Source organism: Lactobacillus sp. C449L (assembly GCF_059900815.1).
Genome location: NZ_JBWXGA010000001.1, coordinates 413,727 through 427,734 on the forward strand (window position 1 = coordinate 413,727; position 14,008 = coordinate 427,734).

General features: G+C 36.5%; 14 protein-coding genes and 2 tRNA genes. 2 read left to right on the forward strand and 14 right to left on the reverse strand.

All coding sequences use genetic code 11. The features are described from left to right. From atpE to AC2JF9_RS02015, 7 genes are all read right to left on the reverse strand, one after another. Positions 1 to 225: a F0F1 ATP synthase subunit C gene (atpE, locus tag AC2JF9_RS01985; protein ID WP_500725050.1), complete on the reverse strand. Its 225-nt coding sequence runs from the start codon at positions 223 to 225 to the stop codon at positions 1 to 3. Between the two features lie 18 nt (positions 226 to 243). Continuing rightward, entirely contained in the window at positions 244 to 957 is a 714-nt protein-coding gene (gene atpB, locus AC2JF9_RS01990; RefSeq protein WP_500725384.1) for a F0F1 ATP synthase subunit A, read from the reverse strand. A gap of 117 nt (positions 958 to 1,074) precedes the next feature. Beyond that, positions 1,075 to 1,704, reverse strand: coding sequence for a uracil phosphoribosyltransferase (upp, locus tag AC2JF9_RS01995; protein ID WP_500725052.1), 630 nt, complete (start codon positions 1,702 to 1,704; stop codon positions 1,075 to 1,077). A gap of 82 nt (positions 1,705 to 1,786) precedes the next feature. Then, positions 1,787 to 2,791, reverse strand: a complete 1,005-nt coding sequence (locus AC2JF9_RS02000; RefSeq protein WP_500725053.1) for an L-threonylcarbamoyladenylate synthase — start codon at positions 2,789 to 2,791, stop codon at positions 1,787 to 1,789. Further along, positions 2,791 to 3,639 (reverse strand): peptide chain release factor N(5)-glutamine methyltransferase, encoded by an 849-nt coding sequence (gene prmC / locus AC2JF9_RS02005; RefSeq protein WP_500725055.1) that lies wholly within the window; start codon positions 3,637 to 3,639, stop codon positions 2,791 to 2,793. Before prmC ends, AC2JF9_RS02000 begins: the two co-directional genes overlap by 1 nt. Beyond that, positions 3,632 to 4,720 (reverse strand): peptide chain release factor 1, encoded by a 1,089-nt coding sequence (prfA, locus tag AC2JF9_RS02010; protein WP_500725056.1) that lies wholly within the window; start codon positions 4,718 to 4,720, stop codon positions 3,632 to 3,634. Before prfA ends, prmC begins: the two co-directional genes overlap by 8 nt. 17 nt (positions 4,721 to 4,737) lie before the next feature. Further along, positions 4,738 to 5,337 (reverse strand): thymidine kinase, encoded by a 600-nt coding sequence (locus AC2JF9_RS02015; protein ID WP_500725057.1) that lies wholly within the window; start codon positions 5,335 to 5,337, stop codon positions 4,738 to 4,740. Between the two features lie 147 nt (positions 5,338 to 5,484). Here AC2JF9_RS02015 and AC2JF9_RS02020 point away from each other — a divergent pair, with 147 nt between their 5' ends. Beyond that, positions 5,485 to 6,837, forward strand: a complete 1,353-nt coding sequence (locus AC2JF9_RS02020; RefSeq protein ID WP_500725058.1) for a MurT ligase domain-containing protein — start codon at positions 5,485 to 5,487, stop codon at positions 6,835 to 6,837. A 186-nt stretch (positions 6,838 to 7,023) separates the two neighbouring features. On the opposite strand, the gene AC2JF9_RS02025 is transcribed toward AC2JF9_RS02020, so the two are convergent. The 3 genes from AC2JF9_RS02025 to AC2JF9_RS02035 form a co-directional block, all read right to left on the reverse strand. Next, positions 7,024 to 7,656 carry a MucBP domain-containing protein gene (locus tag AC2JF9_RS02025; protein ID WP_500725059.1) on the reverse strand — a complete coding sequence of 211 codons (633 nt, stop codon included), beginning with the start codon at positions 7,654 to 7,656 and terminating at the stop codon, positions 7,024 to 7,026. 268 nt (positions 7,657 to 7,924) lie between these two features. Then, positions 7,925 to 7,996: transfer RNA gene (locus AC2JF9_RS02030), tRNA-Gln, on the reverse strand. An 8-nt stretch (positions 7,997 to 8,004) separates the two neighbouring features. Continuing rightward, positions 8,005 to 8,076: transfer RNA gene (locus tag AC2JF9_RS02035), tRNA-Glu, on the reverse strand. A 211-nt stretch (positions 8,077 to 8,287) separates the two neighbouring features. Between AC2JF9_RS02035 and AC2JF9_RS02040 the strand changes: the two genes are divergently transcribed. Further along, a complete protein-coding gene (locus AC2JF9_RS02040; RefSeq protein WP_500725061.1) occupies positions 8,288 to 9,304 on the forward strand; it encodes a serine hydrolase domain-containing protein in 1,017 nt (338 codons plus the stop codon). A 239-nt stretch (positions 9,305 to 9,543) separates the two neighbouring features. Here AC2JF9_RS02040 and AC2JF9_RS02045 read toward each other — a convergent pair whose 3' ends face one another. The 4 genes from AC2JF9_RS02045 to AC2JF9_RS02060 form a co-directional block, all read right to left on the reverse strand. Beyond that, positions 9,544 to 9,720, reverse strand: coding sequence for a hypothetical protein (locus AC2JF9_RS02045; protein ID WP_500725062.1), 177 nt, complete (start codon positions 9,718 to 9,720; stop codon positions 9,544 to 9,546). Positions 9,721 to 10,007: 287 nt separating this feature from the next. Beyond that, positions 10,008 to 11,471 (reverse strand): GH39 family glycosyl hydrolase, encoded by a 1,464-nt coding sequence (locus tag AC2JF9_RS02050; RefSeq protein WP_500725063.1) that lies wholly within the window; start codon positions 11,469 to 11,471, stop codon positions 10,008 to 10,010. A 198-nt stretch (positions 11,472 to 11,669) separates the two neighbouring features. Further along, positions 11,670 to 12,650 carry an alpha/beta hydrolase gene (locus AC2JF9_RS02055; protein ID WP_500725064.1) on the reverse strand — a complete coding sequence of 327 codons (981 nt, stop codon included), beginning with the start codon at positions 12,648 to 12,650 and terminating at the stop codon, positions 11,670 to 11,672. Between the two features lie 46 nt (positions 12,651 to 12,696). Further along, positions 12,697 to 13,896, reverse strand: a complete 1,200-nt coding sequence (locus AC2JF9_RS02060) for an MFS transporter (protein WP_500725067.1) — start codon at positions 13,894 to 13,896, stop codon at positions 12,697 to 12,699. Positions 13,897 to 14,008 lie beyond the last annotated feature (112 nt).

Consider the following 14,008-nt stretch of genomic DNA (forward strand, 5'->3'; position numbering starts at 1 on the left):
TTAAACGAAGAGGATTAGGAAAGCAACAACAATGGCCAAAATAGGAACGGCTTCAATCAAACCAACACCGATAAACATAGTTGATCTTAAATTACCGGCACTTTCAGGTTGACGCGCCATGCTTTCGACCGTCTTAGTGATAACCTTACCATTACCCCATGAAGCAGCTAATGCAGCGACACTAGCTACAACTGCTGCAGAAATATACTTAAATGCTTGTAACATATTTAAAACCTCCGAAAATTATTCTTTTGTAACCTTTTTACCAATATAAACCATCGATAAAGTTACGAAAACATATGCTTGAATAGAGCCAATGAAGACAGAGAAACCTTGCCAGATCATAGCAAGCGGTGCTGCTAAGACCAAAGTAATAGCTCCAAAACTTGGTGCAAAGCTATTACCAATCAGTGTTAATAAAACTTCACCTGCGTAGATATTACCATACAGACGTAAAGACAGCGTAAGGAAGTTAGTAACCTCTTCAATCATGTTAATTGGAAAAAGAAAACTAACTGGTTCCGCATAATTACGCCAGTAGCCAGCAGTCCCAAATTTTTGCATACCAAATGTAAATGATAGAAGCATGGTCATCATTGCAAACGACATTGTCGTTACTGGATCAGCAGTTGGGGATTTGACAAATACACTTTCGCCAACCTTGACCTCTAAGAAAAGACCTAACTGGTTCATACACCAAATATACAAAAACAAAACAAAAGCGTATAACGAAACATGTTTACGAGCATCAACATCGCTGACATTGTCTTTAACAATATTATCAGTGAAATCTAGCAGGAACTCAATTATATTCTGCTTTTTGTTGGGTTTCATTTCAACTTTTCGAGAGAGCCAAATACAAACAAATAACACCACAGCTGCCATTAAAGTTGAGCCTATAATCCCTGATAAATCAAAGCTTAAGCCCAAAAATTTAAAAACAAATGGTTGCTCCATTTCTTCGTGACCTCCCTTCTCGTGCCCAGATTTTTGAACACTCATACAATATTAACACCATTCACTAGTTTTGTGAAAACTTGTAAGCGATTTTCATTAACTTATTTGTTAAAAAGTTTATTTGGTACCAAATAACCGATCACCAGCATCTCCTAGTCCTGGTGTTATATATCCATTCGGTAAGAGCTTTTCATCCTCAGCAGCGGCATAAATGTCAACATCTGGATTTTCTTCCTGGATTGCCTTAACACCTTCAGGAGCAGCAACTAAAACTGCTAACTTAATTACTTTAACACCACGTTTTTTAAGTGCACCAATTGCCATGTTCGCGGAGCCACCAGTAGCTAACATTGGATCAACAACTAAGCATGCTCTTTCTGCAATGTCCTTAGGCATTTTACAAAAGTACTCATGCGGTTTTAAAGTCTCTTCATCACGATACATACCGATTACGCCAACTTTTGCAGACGGAATCATCTCCATCACACCATTAAGCATACCTATTCCTGCACGTAAAATTGGCACAATAGTCATTTTCTTGCCCGCGATTTCTTTTTGCGTAGTTTTACCTATTGGTGTTTCAATTTCCACATCCTTAAGTGGTAAATCACGAGTAATTTCATAAGTCATGAGCCCTCCGATTTCACCAACTATTTGCCGAAATTCATTGGAACTTGTTTCCTTACGTCTAATAATTGTTAATTTGTGCTGAATTAACGGATGATCTAAAACAGTAAATTTGCCCATCTTTTTCCTCCTGTAACAAAATGTGCTTAAAGTTATTTTAATCAAAAAAGCAAAGGGTTTAAAGTCCTTTGCCTCCAATTTTTTATTTTGTTGCGTAATGATGACCAGCCGCCGCTTTGTTTAAACGGTTCATATATGCAAAAGTTGCTTCACTACCACTAAATCCTTGAACATAAATTTGTTTAATAGTTTTTTGATCATCAAAATAACGCAAGCCGCCAAACAAATTATGATCAGCTTCAGTCAAGCTTGAACCCAAACTAAACTTATTTTGCTTTGGCAAATCTATTTTTTCGAGCTCTTTTTCAAGTGCCATTACACCAGTTTCACTAGTAAAGTTAATTTTCGTAAAATCGCTAGCACAATCAACAATAATAACAGAAGCACTAGGGGCATAGTGGCGATACTTCATTCCCGGTGCTTTAGGAATATCTTTATCGGCAACTTTACCAGTATTGATTAGTACTTTTTTACCTAAAACGGTGCTTAGTTCTTCTGGAGTAATTGCACCGGGACGTAATACAATAGGATTTTTAACCGATAAATCAATAATCGTTGATTCCAGTCCAAATCTAGTGGCTCCACCGTCGATTATTCCAGCAATTTTACCTTCCATATCATGATAGACATGTTGTGCTGTCGTGGGACTAGGCTTGGTAGAAGTATTAGCAGACGGTCCAACAATAGGAGCACCTAATTTGGTAATTAGTTCATGAGTTAGCTGATCATCGGGACAGCGAAATGCCACCGTATCCAATCCCCCAGTTACTACTTCCGGCAAACTTTTAGGCTTAACCTTAAGTAAAATTGTCAAAGGACCCGGCCAAAATTGCTTAATCAACTTTTTAGCACTATTAGGTACTTCATTGGCAAATCTAGTCATCATCACTTCATCAGAAACCGTCACAATTAACGGGTTGTCACTTGGACGTCCTTTAGCTAGATAAACATTTTTGACTGCGTTTTCATTGGTAGCAAGCGCCCCAAGGCCATACACCGTTTCCGTTGGAAAGGCAACTAATTCTCCTTTAGATAATAACTTGACTGCAGCGTCGATTTCTCCTGGCAAAAAAATCTTCGTTTCCATTATCTTTTCCACTTTCCATTTACCATACGGGGTTTACCTGCCAAATCATTTTTAAATTCTATCGTAAAATCAGGGAGTTCCTTGGCAAATAATTCTTGAAGCTGTTTTTTTTCACTAAAACCATATTCTAAGTAAAATTCACCCTTTGGATTTAAATGCTGGCGAACTTGCTTGGCAAATTTACGATAGAAACCAATACCATCTTCACCACCAAATAATGCTTCTTTAGGTTCATTTTGAAGAACATTTTGATCCATAATATCTTTTTCAGACTCTTTAATATATGGCGGGTTTGAAATGATTTTATCGAACTTTTCCAAACCAATTAGGATATTTGCTTTGCGAACAGTCACATCAACATTATGAATTAGAAAGTTCTCTTCACTTGTCCTTAAGGCGGCATCAGTTACATCTGAGGCATATAGAGTTAAACTAGTTAAGCCTTTTTTTTCAGCTTCTTTGGCTAAAGCAACCGTAATGCAACCTGAGCCAGTTCCAAGGTCCAAGACTTTATCCTCATTCTTTAGACTTTTCAAAGCCCAAGCAACTAACTCTTCAGTTTCAAAGCGAGGAATTAAGACACCACGCTGAAGTAAGATCTTATAGCCATAAAACCAAGAGTAACCAAGAACATACTGCGGAGAAACTCCCTTGACAAGTTGCTTAATATCTTTTTTAGCTTGTTCTACTTGATCATCAGTTAAGCGCATATCTTGCTTCAATTGATATTCACTCAAATTCAATCCTAATCGTTCAGTAATCAAAAAAGCAATATCTTCCTGCCGCTCCTCTGGTGCAACTTCAGAAGACCAAATTTGCAAGTCTCTTAATGTGGCAATTTTAGACATTTTGATCAGCTAGCTCCTCTAACTGCTTAGTTTGATTATATAGTGTTAGCGCATCAATTACTTCATCTAACTCACCATTCATAATACGATCTAGTTTATTGAGCGTAAGTCCAATTCGGTGATCGGTTACTCGATTTTGAGGATAATTGTACGTTCTGATTCGCTCAGAACGATCTCCTGTACCCACGGCACTTTTTCTCTCCGCATCATATTGATCACGATTTTGACTTTCGTAATAGTCATATACCCGCGAAGTTAGAATTTGCAACGCTTTTTCACGGTTCTGTTGCTGGCTACGCTGGTCCTGCATTGCAACCGCAATACCAGTTGGCAGGTGAGTCATTCGAACAGCACTTGATGTCTTGTTGATGTGCTGACCACCTGCACCGCTAGAACGATAAACATCAACTCTTATGTCTTTAGGATCTAATTCAAGGTCAACTTGTTCATATTCTGGCATTACGGCAACTGTCGCAGTTGAAGTATGAACCCGTCCCTGAGATTCAGTTACAGGAATACGCTGCACGCGGTGTGCTCCGTTTTCATATTTAAGTTTAGAGTAGACTTTTTCACCAGTAATCATAATTGCGATACGTTTATAGCCCCCAACTTCGGTTGGTTCACTATCAACAATAGAAACCTGCCAATTTTGCCGTTCAGCATATTTTTCATACATTCGCAAAAGATCACCAGCAAATAAGGAGGCTTCATCACCACCTGCTGCACCACGAATTTCCATAATAATATCTTTATCATCATTAGGATCTTTTGGTAACATCAATATTTTGATTTGATCTTCTAAATCAACTATCTCTTGTTCTAAATCGGCATTTTCCTCTTTAGCCATTTCAACTAAATCAGAATCACTTTCACCTGAAATAATCTCTTTATTGTCAGCGATGTCTTTTTTATCTGACTTATACTTTTGATATTTTTCAACAACTTCGCGCAAATCAGATGCTTCCTTAGAAACTTCCATGTAGCGCTTAGTATCATTGATAACTTCTGGATCGGCCATCATTTCTTGCAACTCGTCATAATGAGCTACAAGACTTTCAAGCTGCGCCATAATTTTATCCATGTTTTTTCAGTTCCTCTCTATCTGTGCTCACTTGGGCGAAAGTAATGAAAGCGGCATACCGGATAGTAACTCTCGTCGCCACCTATTTGAACTTGTTCACCTTCATAAACCGGTTTTCCATTATGAATACGTAAGTTCATTGTAGCCTTACGTCCACAGTAGTGACAAATGGTTTTGATTTCAGTAATTTTGTCAGCAACAATTAGTAAGTTCTTTGAACCTTCAAATAAATTATTTTGGAAATCATTTTTTAGCCCAAAGGCCATTACCGGAATGCCTAATTCATCAACTATTTTGGCACATTCAAAAACGTGATGTCGCTCCAAAAACTGTGCTTCATCAACAAACACGCAAGCAATCGAGCCATCACCGTTTTTTTCTTCTTGGGTATTAATTTTTTGAATGTAAGCAAAAACGTCCATATCATGTGCAATTGGGACTGCTTCTCGATGAAGACCTATTCGCGAAGCAATCGTACCTACTCCACTTCGATCATCAATACTACTGGTCATTAAAACAATTTTACGGCCCTGAGCCTCATAGTTATGCGCATCCTTGAGAATCTCAAGTGTTTTGCCACTACTCATTGTTCCGTAGTGAAAAAATAATTGTGCCATTTTAGCTCCTTTGTTCAAATAGAATTTATCTAACTTATCTAGTATAGATGAAAATTAAAATCTGTGCAGTTAAATTGTCACTAAAAACTCGTTTTCAATTGCTCGCTATGCTATAGTTGATAATGATTTTAAAGCGAGGGATAAAATATGAAACTAAAATCTGGAATTGCCAAATTGGCTGGAAAATCGAGTTATTGGTTTCTCCATAACGTCTTAAAAGGCGGCACCAGTTTCCCAGGGAAATTAGCAATGAAACTTGATCCCAACATTCTGAACGCACTGGCTAATGACTACGAAACAATAATTGTCACTGGTACGAACGGTAAAACCATGACTACAGCTCTAATTGTTGAAGCATTGCAAGAAAAATACGGCGATGTTTTAACTAATCCGTCAGGTTCTAATATGCAGCAGGGAATCGTAACTGCTTTTTTAGCACATAAAAGTAGCAGTTCAAAACGACGAATTGCTGTGCTTGAAGTGGACGAAGCTAACGTTAAAATGGTAACTAAGTTAGTGCAACCAAGTGTTTTTGTTTTAACTAATATTTTTCGTGATCAAATGGATCGGTACGGAGAAATTTATACCACTTATGAAAAGATCGTTGAAGGAATTAAGCTAGCTCCTGATGCTACAATTATCGCTAATGGAGATGCAAGTATCTTCTCATCAGTTGATTTACCAAATCCCAAGATTTTTTATGGTTTTAAGCGCCCAAATGATCAGCCGCAAAATGACATTAAAGCACCCGTTAATACCGATGGTGTTTTGTGTCCAAAATGTGATCATATTCTCCACTACCATGACCGCATCTATGCCAATTTAGGCGACTTTTTCTGCCCCAATTGTGATTATCACCGGCCTCATTTAACATATTCAGTTACCAAAATAATTGAGCAAAGTCCAAATCAACTAAAATTTCAGATGGGCACCAAAGATTATAGCATCAATGTAGGTGGAACTTACAACATATATAATGCATTAACTGCCTATTCCGTTGCTAGGTACTTTGGCTTAAGTGATGATGAAGTTGCCAACGCTTTTGCTAAAAACAAACGGGTTTTTGGTCGACAAGAATTAATTAGTTACGCTGATAAGAAAATTAATTTGATTTTAGTCAAAAATCCCGTTGGTTTAGATGAAGTTCTTCATATGCTAAATACGGAAAAAGAAGATTATTCGCTGGTAACCCTGCTTAATGCAAATCACGCTGACGGGATTGATACCTCATGGATTTGGGATGGTCAGTTTGAAGAACTAAACCATAAGCAAATTAAGAAAATTTTAGTTGGTGGTGAGCGCTGGCAAGATATGAGTTTTAGACTAGAAGTTGCTGGGTTTGACCCAGCTCAAATGACCACTTGTCCTGACAATGAAGCGGTCATTAACGAAATCGCTAAATTGCCTACGGAAAAAGTTTACATTTTATCTACATATACTGCCCTACTTTCGTTACGTAAAACAATGGCTGAAAAGAAAATTATTAAGGCTGGAATGTAACTATAGAAAAACTCGCAAGTTTTAATAGCTTGCGAGTTTTTTGATTTTTCGCTAGATTAAAAATTTTTATATCATATGCTTTTTTTGCAAAGCTGCTAGTAATTATTTGTCAGTAAAAAACATAAAGCAAAGAAAAAGCACCAAGTTAAAACCTGCTGCTTTTCTATTTTATTCAACCAAAACTAATTAGTTTTGTTTTCTACGAAGTCCAACCATTCCTATGAATGATACTGCTAGAGCAGAAAGACCTGCAAACATCATGCTAAATGAAGCTAGCTTGTCAGTGCCAGTTTGAGGCAATGTAGTTTCGGTATTTGAAGGATCAACGACTGGATCTTTTTTATTATTCGTATTTTCCGTCGCAACTGGCTTCTTGTTAGCATTTGATTTATCCTTAGAATCTTGATTGCTAGATTCTGGTTTTTTATCAGTTTGACCAGAGTTCACCGGAGTTTCATTTTCAGTCGGCGTACTACCTTTTGAATAGATATAAGTCACAGTTTGAGGCTGATCACTGAAGAAACCTTCAGTTGGACCTTGCCAGTCCTTTAAAGTATATCCTTTAATAGCCTTACGGATACTACCATATCCAATATTTACATGACCATCAAAAACTTGATCATCAGCAATTTTGTTACCAGCTTCATCTTGGTAATGAACAGTCACAGTTGAAATGCGACCATCAACAGTCCCTTCACCAGGAACATCGGCAGCTTGAACAACGCTATTAGCACTGACGCCTCCAAATGCAAGAACGGCTGCGGAAAAGCCAGTAAATAACAATGATTTTGCTTTTGCATTAACACTTAGTTTTTTCATAAAAATCTCCAAGTCTTCATTTCAATATTCTTAATAATATCATTAGAACCATTTAGCTTTATTTACGTCTAACAACTAAAACGATTTTCTAATGTGGTTTTACTAGTTTATAAACAAGTAACATTATATCACGTTTTGCTTAAACGATATATCTTGTTTCTATTTTTTACAGTAAGAAAAAATCAACAAACACTCTACAATCGTTTAAAACAAAAATGCCTTAGTATCAATGCTCGACGCTAGTTGATACTAAGACAAATTACAAATATTGGGATATCCGGGCTCGAACCGAAACATGCAGGAACCAGAAACCTGTGCCTTACCATTTGGCTATATCCCAGTGTTAAATCACCCGTACGAGAATTGAACTCGTAACTCCACCTTGAGAGGGTGGCGTCTTAACCATTTGACCAACGGGCAAAATCAACAGTAATTATTATGCGGTATGACGGTAATGTTGTCAAGGAATTTTTATCGATAAACAAGACATTAAAACTAATTACGTCAACTTTTTTAGTTGAAATAAAATTATTGCTAATGCAATTAAGTATATGGTTATTAGTTTTATTCCTCAAAATTACTTTTTTATTGTATATAATAGATAGAGAAACTTATATGAGGACCAAATTTTATGATTGACTATTCCGCCACCCAGAACTTAATTGAATCGATGGTTTCTGAGCGTATTGTTCCGGGAGTAAACTATGCTTTTATTAAAAAAGAGCAAATTTTCACTTCTACGGTTGGTTTTGCCAGCACTTATCCAAAAGTAACTCAGCTGAGTCCTTTTGCCCAATACGATGTAGCCAGTTTAACCAAAGTATTAATCACGGAGAATATCCTACTAAAGCTGTATCAGGAAGGAAAAATCAACTTTACTGAACCACTGCAAAAATTTCTGCCCGAATTTAAAGATGAACGTATTCGTCTTTTTCACCTACTAACACATACTAGCGGAATTCGCGGTTGGATTAAAAACCGCGACACACTGAGCCATGACGAATTAATCAAGGCAATTATCAATTTACCTGTAACAGATGAATTTGAGCATAAAATGCGCTACGCCGATACGAATTTCATCCTGCTTGGTTTAGCAATTAAAAATATATATGATCGCTCAGTCCAGGAAGTTGGACTGAGCGAAATTATCGAGCCAATGAACTTACAAGACACAACCTTTTTTCCTAAAAAAAGCAATTGTGTTCCTACTGGTATGTTAGGTAGCGAAATGCTACAGGGCGTTCCTCATGACCCTAAAGCGCGTCAACTTGGTAGTGATTGTGGATCAGCTGGTCTCTTTTCTTCAATGCGTGATTTGATTCGTATATCTAAAGGCTATATTGGCCTTGATCGTGACATTCTACCCTATGACCAAGATGTGGTAGCCAAGCTTTTTGATAACAAAAATGCGACGAACCTTCAGCCCCGTTCCTGGGGCTGGGATTTGCGTTTTGATCCTGAACTCCATTACCCACTAATTTTACACACCGGCTTCACTGGTGTCTTGATTTTACTTGATCGGATTAAGCAAACCGGTTTAATCTTACTGACTAATCGCATACACCCTACTGGTCATAACCAAATTTTTCTTACAATGCGTGAAAAAATTATCGAAAGTTTTTTAAAAGAAAATGATCAACAAAGGTAGCTATACTCTGATACTAGTCGTATTTCCATGATGAATCACGACAAAGCGGATTGGGTTAAACAGTTCACCTTTCCCTACTCATAGTTAAATCTGACTTAATCGATACGTGCTTGGATGTTATCGTTACTTAAACTTATTAGTCTAACCACTAAAAAGCAGCTACACAAATTGTGTAGCTGCTTTTTATTAATTCACTAAATAATTTTACTATTGATAATTGAGGTACAAATATTAAATAATTAGCATTTTTTGCTCTTTGGCCAAAAGTGATAAACAAGGTCAACAACAGCTTGAGCAAACATGCCTCCAGCCATCCAGTACATTGCCATCATCATCTTGTCAGTAAAAGTAAAGTAAGCAGTAATGCCGTATACAATTACCCATAATATTTTAAAAAACAAATTATCACACATCATAGATTCTTAACCCCCTTCATTTTCTTTACAAATTATACCTTTTTTTGCACTAAAAAAGGGGGTTTTAGAAGTTATTTAATCGCTTACAAGTGATCTTTTTTAAAATTATTATTAAAACATGTTATCGTTGCAAAATGTTTACAATCGTAGGCATTAAGAAACTTTTTTTCTCTGATATATTGCCAAAGTGTCTTTTTAATTAAATTTTCTAATTATGTAATTTAATTAATAAATTTATATAAAATAAAACACCCAATAGTAATATATTAGGTGGTTTATTTAGCTATTTAATCAAAGTAGTTTTTAATTGTAACAAATGCACATGAGTGTGGTGGCATTTCCAAACTTAGTTTGCCATCTTTGATATTTAGTTTTTCATCTTTAAGCTTGGATGATTTTCTTAATTCAGCAATTTCAGGCTGTTTAATGTATACTGGTTTGCCCATTTCATTCCACTTTTTAATTGGGTTTGCATGATTTTCATCAATTCGTTCAATCTTGGCTTCAAATGATTTATTGGCTTCAAGATCAACTTCAATTTCTTCGGTCTTAATTTCTTCACTAGGCACATTATGATTATACGCAAGAATTTGTAAATCAAGATCTTTTTGCACTGCCAATACCTCAGCAGTACCTTGGTCGTTTCCTTGAACTTCAATTCTCTTAGAGCCTAATTCATGGAAAATTTCAAAGATTCGATAAACTGGTTTTTCAATTCCATCAACTGTTTGCAACCCAAAGCCACCATGAAATACACCTGGTTTTTGAGACTGTTCTTCAAAGATGTCACTAAATGTCCAAAATGAATAACCATCAACCAAACCATCATTATCTGCTAAAGTCTTTGCCACCATTGCAGCAGCGTACGGTTCATCATGAATCTTATCCCCAAGCATCGCGGAAACATTCCACTCCGTGTAATATAACGGGTAGCCTTGGGCTTGTTTCTTAGTCCTGCTGGTCATTTCTTTTAGAATTCCACGATGGTAAACCGTTTCTTTACCCCCGGTCTTTTTAAAGAACTCATCAATATCTAAACCACTTTGCCATAATGGGTCATCAGTTGGGTAATGATGCGTTGAAAGAAAATCTAACGGAACGTTGTTGCTTTCGCAAAATTCAACCATTTCTGGTATCCAAGAATTGAATGAGGTTGAAGGACCACCAAACTTAAGGTTTTGATCAATTTTCTTGGCTGTTTCTGTTGTTATCTGATATAAATGGAAATAGTCTTCTTGTGTTCCAGAAAAGAACAATGGTAAATTCGGCTCGTTCCAAACCTCAAAGAACCATGATTCAACTTCAGTTTTACCATAACGGTCAATAATATGCTCAACAAAGCGACTAATTAACTCTTCCCATGCTTTATCAGACTTCGGCATTGAATTATTACCGCCATATGCAAAGACTCTTCCATCTCCAGAAGCCAGACAGCTAGGCATAAAGCCTAGCTCTAAAAATGGCTTCATGTCAATACTCAGTAAAAAGTCAATCACATTATCAATATTAACAAAATTATAAGTAATACCTAACGATTTTCCTGAGAAATCAAAGTTCTCAATACATACACTCATATCGTCATCAAATAGACCATGAAAACGAACGTATTTAAAACCAAGTTCATCATGCACTTTTTTTAACTGCTGACGATAATCTGCTCTTAAGGCTGTATATGCATGACAGCTTCCAACACATATCTCCCAATAATGAGGAAAGTCAGTTTTTCTATTATTAATTTCAAATTTTAGCATTGTTTTCTCTCTTTCTCTTTGAACCGCTTACACTATCATGGATTAGTATATTAGCTAGCTTTATTTAAAACCATATTCAAAAGCCAGAAAAAAGATGTTGCTTTTCCAGATTTACTTTCACACAAAGCTTTTAGCTAAATGCAATATATTAAACAGCAAAAAAAGTCAGCCCTTTTGATTGACTGACCTTTTATTGCTTTATTTCTTAGCGTTGCTTTCTTCTTTTTCTTTCATTTCTTCAAATGGACTTTTATCGGGTAAATTTAGAGCAAAACGTTTTTCAAGCCATTTCGTACATAAAGTAGTCCATTGAGCGACATTTGGTTCAACTTGCGTTTTAGAATCTGCTACGGCTTGTGTACCAAGGCTTAAACCATGTGTACCCTCACCAAACATATGAATTTCATAGGGAACCTTCTTTTTTGCTAAAGCTAATGCAAGCTTTAGGGAATGCACAGGTGATACCAAAGGATCAGTTGTTGTTGTCCAAATAAAGAATGGCGGAGTTTCACTATCTACATGGTCAACAACACTAATCTTGCTTTCAAGTTCATTATCAGGGACTTCAACCCCTGTATATGCGACATTTGAAGCTTTCATAAACGCAGACTCTCCAGGGGAATCTTGTTTAGACTTTAATTCTTCATCCAAAAAATGATAATCCGTTAGCGCATAGCCTGCAATAGCAAAAGCTGGTTTTAAGTCTTTTGCGCTAACTTTTAAGTAATCCGTTAAAACAGATTCATTGTAGCAAGTTGCATAAAGCGCTGCAACATGTCCACCAGCGGAAAAACCACATACTCCGATTTTTTCAGGATCAACATGCCATTCTTTTGCTTTTTCTTTTATGTAAAGCATTGCTTTTCCTAGTTGGCGTATTTGTCTTGGGTAAGTAGATTCTTCCTTCAGCGGCAGGGGCTTTGACAAATCTGGCATTTCTAAACCGCCACTAAAATAAGTAGCGTAGCGTAAAACGAAACTATGATAACCTTGTGCAGCAAAATACATAGCAACTGGCTCCGCCTCTCGATCAGAGCAACTGAAAAAGCCACCTCCTGGACAGATAATAACTGCTGGTCTTGGAGCACCATTAAGCATTTCCGACGAATCATCTAAAACATAAGTAGTTAAAGTAACAAGCGGATTTTCTTTATCTAATTGTACTTTCTCAATTTTCATATTTCTTCTCCAATTATACTAAAGAACAATTACTTAAAAAATTTACCTAATTTGCTTCTGCATTACCATGCGCTTTTTCAACTCTTGACCCATATCTGGTTACAAACAAAAGTACAGCAGTAACAACTGAAATTGCAATTCCCGCAATGTATGAATCGCGCCCTGGAGCAATACCAACTGCTGCTAGTAACATTGGAACAATCATTCCTGCAATAGAGCCGAGTAAAGTGTTGATTGAAATAGCAATTGGAAATTGCTCTTGGTTAGTTAAAATTGACATTTCATATGGTGCTGTAGCATTAACCAAAACAATTCCCATGCCAGAAAACGCATTTCCAATAATGTGTAATACCACATTAGACGAGAATACAATGCAGACAAATGATAATGCAAACGCAATAAAGCCCCAAGCAATTGTATCGTTTCTTGTAAACTTCCTGATATAAGTTAGGAAAGTTGCAGTAATTATTCCACCTACATTACCTAGTGCAGTTACCATTGCAACATAAGCAGTACCTTTTCCTTGTGCAGATAACACAATTGACTGGTTAGATAAAAATGTCATCATTGCTAATGAAAGCATAAAGTTGACTAAATACAATACATAAACAAGACCATTTAATTGTTTTAATAAGGTCCAGAAACTGGTCTTCTTTTTGTTTCCATTTTCTTTTTCAGAATTACCTAATTTTTGGTCTTGTGGAATCAACATCAGTGCTAATATAAAGACAATCAGTGCAAGTCCGTATACCCAAAATAGATTTCTCCAATCTGTACTACCTAAGACACCACCTAGAGCGGTAAAGATCATCATTCCAACATTAGTAACACCAGATGCCCAACCCATGGCAGTTGCTCTAGCTTCACCTTCAAAGTTCTCTTGCAATAATACCGGTACAACATTAGTAATAGTTCCTGTACCAAAACCTACTAATACCATGCACGCTAATATCAAATTCAAGCTACTGCTGTATATCGCTGGAATTAAGCCACTAATTCCAACAACTGCAATAGCTAGCAAGCCTAAGTTCTTTCTAGTCATTCTAAAAGTTAAATAAGCAAATAATGCAGTCGCAATAATCTGACCTAATTGTGGAATCGAACCAATCAATTGTACTTTAGAAATTGGCTCCTTAGGAAAGGACTTAGCAATTGCCGCAATCGCAGAGGTTACAGCAGTTGACAACATAAGCAACAGGTTCATGCTTAGAATACCTATTGCTGTGGTTATTTGTTTTCTGTTCATTTTTTTCTCCTTCTTGGATTCGCTTTCAAATTTTAAGTAAAGTATATTAGTCAAAATCTGCCCTGACCATATCCAAAAAACAGAGAATCTATATCCATTTCACAGATTTACT

Excerpts from the sequence above, each read along its gene's own strand:
- atpE (WP_500725050.1), bottom strand. The coding sequence starts at position 225 with ATGTTACAAGCATTTAAGTATATTTCTGCAGCAGTTGTAGCTAGTGTC.
- atpB (WP_500725384.1), bottom strand. The coding sequence starts at position 957 with ATGGAGCAACCATTTGTTTTTAAATTTTTGGGCTTAAGCTTTGATTTA.
- upp (WP_500725052.1), bottom strand. The coding sequence starts at position 1,704 with ATGGGCAAATTTACTGTTTTAGATCATCCGTTAATTCAGCACAAATTA.
- AC2JF9_RS02000 (WP_500725053.1), bottom strand. The coding sequence starts at position 2,791 with ATGGAAACGAAGATTTTTTTGCCAGGAGAAATCGACGCTGCAGTCAAG.
- prmC (WP_500725055.1), bottom strand. The coding sequence starts at position 3,639 with ATGTCTAAAATTGCCACATTAAGAGACTTGCAAATTTGGTCTTCTGAA.
- prfA (WP_500725056.1), bottom strand. The coding sequence starts at position 4,720 with ATGGATAAAATTATGGCGCAGCTTGAAAGTCTTGTAGCTCATTATGAC.
- AC2JF9_RS02015 (WP_500725057.1), bottom strand. The coding sequence starts at position 5,337 with ATGGCACAATTATTTTTTCACTACGGAACAATGAGTAGTGGCAAAACA.
- AC2JF9_RS02020 (WP_500725058.1), top strand. The coding sequence starts at position 5,485 with ATGAAACTAAAATCTGGAATTGCCAAATTGGCTGGAAAATCGAGTTAT.
- AC2JF9_RS02025 (WP_500725059.1), bottom strand. The coding sequence starts at position 7,656 with ATGAAAAAACTAAGTGTTAATGCAAAAGCAAAATCATTGTTATTTACT.
- AC2JF9_RS02040 (WP_500725061.1), top strand. The coding sequence starts at position 8,288 with ATGATTGACTATTCCGCCACCCAGAACTTAATTGAATCGATGGTTTCT.
- AC2JF9_RS02045 (WP_500725062.1), bottom strand. The coding sequence starts at position 9,720 with ATGATGTGTGATAATTTGTTTTTTAAAATATTATGGGTAATTGTATAC.
- AC2JF9_RS02050 (WP_500725063.1), bottom strand. The coding sequence starts at position 11,471 with ATGCTAAAATTTGAAATTAATAATAGAAAAACTGACTTTCCTCATTAT.
- AC2JF9_RS02055 (WP_500725064.1), bottom strand. The coding sequence starts at position 12,650 with ATGAAAATTGAGAAAGTACAATTAGATAAAGAAAATCCGCTTGTTACT.
- AC2JF9_RS02060 (WP_500725067.1), bottom strand. The coding sequence starts at position 13,896 with ATGAACAGAAAACAAATAACCACAGCAATAGGTATTCTAAGCATGAAC.